General features: G+C 39.0%; 2 protein-coding genes and 2 pseudogenes. 2 read left to right on the forward strand and 2 right to left on the reverse strand.

Annotation, left to right across the window (positions count from 1 at the left end; genetic code table 11):
• A pseudogene (locus tag OKC24_RS19115) lies at positions 1-451 on the forward strand (ISNCY family transposase); the annotation flags it as partial.
• A 213-nt stretch (positions 452-664) separates the two neighbouring features.
• On the opposite strand, the gene OKC24_RS19120 reads toward OKC24_RS19115, so the two are convergent.
• Positions 665-1,231, reverse strand: a complete 567-nt coding sequence (locus OKC24_RS19120) for a recombinase family protein (RefSeq protein WP_161414279.1) — start codon at positions 1,229-1,231, stop codon at positions 665-667.
• Positions 1,232-1,625: 394 nt separating this feature from the next.
• On the opposite strand from OKC24_RS19120, the pseudogene OKC24_RS19125 reads away from it, so the two are divergent.
• Positions 1,626-2,456 (forward strand): annotated as a pseudogene (locus OKC24_RS19125) (glycine betaine transporter); the annotation flags it as partial.
• Positions 2,457-2,488: 32 nt separating this feature from the next.
• Here OKC24_RS19125 and OKC24_RS19130 read toward each other — a convergent pair.
• Complete coding sequence (locus tag OKC24_RS19130) at positions 2,489-3,898, reverse strand: TIGR00341 family protein (RefSeq protein WP_121595105.1); 1,410 nt, start codon at positions 3,896-3,898, stop codon at positions 2,489-2,491.
• Between the last annotated feature and the right edge of the window lie 213 nt (positions 3,899-4,111).

Genomic DNA, 4,111 nt, shown 5'->3' on the forward strand with positions numbered 1-4,111 from the left:
TAATCCTAAGAATCTACATCGGCCTATCACTGAAACAGCCGAAGAATTAGATGATATTTTTACTTGGCGTGAACCCCGCAGAGTCACGAATAGCCTGACGATTACTTATGATAAATGCGTATATCTCCTAGAAAACACCGAAGAAAATCAGAGGTTGATCGGTAAGTATCTTGAGTTCCTGGAATACCCGGATGGTACTGTAGCCCTCATGTATGATGGCCGAAAGATCAATTACAGCCTATTCGATAAATTAAGTCAGCTGAATCAGCGAGAGATTGTTGAGAATAAACGGTTGGGTGCTGTTCTGAATCATATCCAACAACAGCATGAAGAACTGGAACAACAAAACAAACGCAATCGTTCTCAAAAGATGCCACGTAGACAAGCACAGAAAACAGCGATTGAACAACGAAATCTAAATCCTGTGCTTGACTTGGAAATGTCCATATAGGACATTTCTATTTGGTTATTAGGTAGGACATTTCTACTTGGGAATAACAGCGTTATAATTCCACTTAGAAATCAATGCTGTAGTTTCTAGTTGATAGCCCACCTTCCCCAAGGTGGGCTTTTTTTGTGATTTTTCACGTTCCACGCTTAAAATTCGAACAGTGTTTCATGATTTTTATAAGTTAAACTAAATTTAGTTGCTAATCCCAATAAGCTATTCACTAACTTGTAAATATCGGTATACCGCCTGACGACTAATCCCAAAAGCTTTCCCTAATGCCATTTTCGATGGATACTTCCCCTCCTTCCATGCTTGTCGTAAAGCTTCAGCTTGGTCAGACTTTAGTTTATGCACCCGACCTTTGTACTTCCCCTGAGCAGAGGCGAGTTTTATTCCTTCCTTTTGCCGCTCTAAAATGATCTCACGTTCGAACTGTGCAAAAGCACCCATCATTTGAAGCATCAAATTATCCATCGGGGTGGATTCGGCTGTAAAAGTAATATTTTCTTTTACAAACTGGATGGCGATCCCTCGTTTGACCAGTTTATCTACTTCAGTGACCAAATCTTTTAGGCTTCGCGCAAAACGATCCATTGAATGTACAATCACCCTGTCCCCTTCCCGGACATAGTTCAACATTTCCTGAAATTTAGGTCGGTCAGTATTTTTACCTGAAGCACGGTCAACAAAAATCCGGTCGACCTCAATTCCTTCAAGTTGACGTCCAGTGTTTTGCTCGACAGAACTTACCCGGACATACCCTACTTTTTGGCCTTTCACTTTTTCACGCCCCAATTGGATAAAAATGAAAAATTTCGTAAATTATAATTCTTTAACACTAAAGTTACATGTTACTTATGATTAAAAATCATTTAAATGATACATAATTTCATGAACTTTCAGATTGTAACTTTAGGGTATACTCTATAGTTACATAAATTTAGATATTAAAAACTTCTCTCCGATAAACCCAGTACGGTTCAATGATAAGATTAACCCGTTAGGTCAGGTGGCCTAACTTAAATAAAAAAGTCTCCGACAAACCCGGTACGGTTCAAAATCATTCCAGTCTAGTATTGGCTGTAGAAAAAGATTCTTCTGTTGCCTTATTCGAATTTTTAAAGACTTTACCTCTCTCTAGTGTATCCAGTCTGGTTGCTACCCTCCTGNAAATCATTCCAGTCTAGTATTGGCTGTAGAAAAAGATTCTTCTGTTGCCTTATTCGAATTTTTAAAGACTTTACCTCTCTCTAGTGTATCCAGTCTGGTTGCTACCCTCCTGATCTTCCTGTTTTTTGTTACTTCGGCTGATTCAGGAGCCTTGATCACAGATTACCTTACGGCTAAAACGGAGCACTCCCCTGTTTGGCAACGTTTGTTCTGGACAGCTGTGATTGCTGTTCTTTCTATTATCTTGCTGATCGTTGGTGGTTTAAGTGCCTTGCAATCTGCAGTGATCATGAGTGCCTTGCCTTTTACTTTCATTATGCTGTTATTGTGCTGGGGGTTAATCAAGGCACTACGTTTAGATGTCTTAAAAGTACAGGCCCTACAAAGTGCTAGGATCACACCACGAGCTATACAAAACCCAAGAAGCTGGCAACAGCGTCTAGGTTTAATTATGCATTACCCACATTCTAAAGCCGAAGTAACAGCCTATATTCATCAGAATGTTCATCAGGCTTTTCAGAACATAAAACATGAATTTCAGCGCCGGAATCTGGATGTTTCAATCCGTGAGGTTGATGGGGGGCTATTACTGAAAGTAGATCATCAAAATGAAATCAACTTCATCTATCAAGTCGTGGCTACTGAAACACGAGCTCCGAGTTTTATGCTCGATGACGAAAGTAGCCTCTCTCTGAAATATTACAAAGCGGAAGTTTTTCTAAAAGAAGGGGGGAAAAACTACAATGTCATGGAATGGACACAAGAAGATTTACTCCAGGACATTATTGATCAATACGAACGCCACTTGTATTTTTTAAATGTAGTCCGTAATTAAACAATCTACATAGCAGTTCAAATTAACAAGTATTAGTTTGAACTGCTATCTTTTTGATTAACAATATCTTGATTTACCAAAAAATTTAATAGTACAGCATCCGTCTTCATTCTAACCTTGAACCAATTTTCAATGCGAATTTGATCTTCACTCGATAGTGGTTCAGATGTTCTCACACTAAGTTGCAGTATTTGCTTTTGATTGGGATCAGTCGGTAAATCAATGCCTTGTCCTAGAAAAATAGAGCTTACAGTGGGATGCTGTGCACGTAGCTCTGCAAAAACATCATTTGCATTGGCAAATAAAGCATTTTTCACCCTTAATTCTTGCTGTAATTGTTTTACCTGTTCATCCTTTTGGCGCAGGGCTTCTTGTCCATTCAGATACAAATCACTCAATACCCCAGATTTTAAGGCAGTCACATCAACCTTATCATCATTGGTTTGATGCACAATAATTTTAGTTCCTTCGAGATTTGCAACAGCAAGTCTCCCTTCAATATTCTGCAACGTCGCCTGACTTAAGGGCAAACCGACTAAAGCCAACTCAATGGTCCGTGTCTTGCTATCAATTTTTGAACTGGCGACTTGTGTTTCTTTAAAGGTAAATTCTTGTGTAATGAATTTGTTGGCAGTTGATTTAAAAACTTCTTCATTAACTAATTTAGTCGCCAGATAGGCACTTGGAATTGCGGTCACCATTGCGATCATCAGCAAAGATATTTTTACACATCTTTCTACTTTTTCGTCAGCAAAACTATGTGGCTTTAACCTTAAAATCCGGATACCGATAATAGTTGCCAAACTGATGAACACACAATTGATGGTATATAAATACAGTGCACCACCAACAAAGCTCCACTGTCCAGTTGCAATACCAAATCCAGCAGTACAGACAGGTGGCATCAATGCTGTAGCAATCGCCACCCCTGGAATAACATTTGATTTTTCTTCTCGAGTGATCCCAATGATTCCTGCCAATCCACCAAATAATGCGATGAGCACATCCCAAATGGTTGGGCTAGTTCGTGATAAAAGTTCAGATTGTGCATTATCGAGGGGTGATATCGAGAAATATAGAGTGGATACGACCAAGCTGATCAGTGTTGCAATACCTAGGTTGAAGAGTGCCCGTTTTACCAGTTTAAAGTCATAAACTGCTACACCCAGCCCCACCCCCATGATCGGTCCCATAAGTGGAGAAATTAGCATTGCGCCAATAACCACGGCTGTTGAATTGATATTTAATCCGACTGATGCAATAAAAATAGCGAATATTAAAATCCAGGGAATGGCTCCTGATAGCTCAATCCCATCACGAATACGACGCTCGATTTCATCATCTTCTGCCTTATCTGCCAGCAGACTAAAGCGATGGCGTGCACGTCTTAATCTACTTGTATAATTAAAGGAGGAGTTGTGTTTATTAGAGGTGTTGGTCAATTTAACATCCTACTTTTTATCCATCTGTGGAAAGACCTTTAATCTCAATCGATTTTTGGTCCTCGTGATTACCTTAGAGTGAGAAAATGAAACATTCCAGAAAACTAACTTTACTTAAAATTACAAAAAAGTCTTAATATCTCCTGCAATTGATTAATTAATAAACATCTTTGTACACGACAAAAAAAGATAACTCATTGAAATAATGGCATA

The organism is Acinetobacter entericus (assembly GCF_026168575.1).
Lineage (GTDB): Bacteria > Pseudomonadota > Gammaproteobacteria > Pseudomonadales > Moraxellaceae > Acinetobacter > Acinetobacter bouvetii.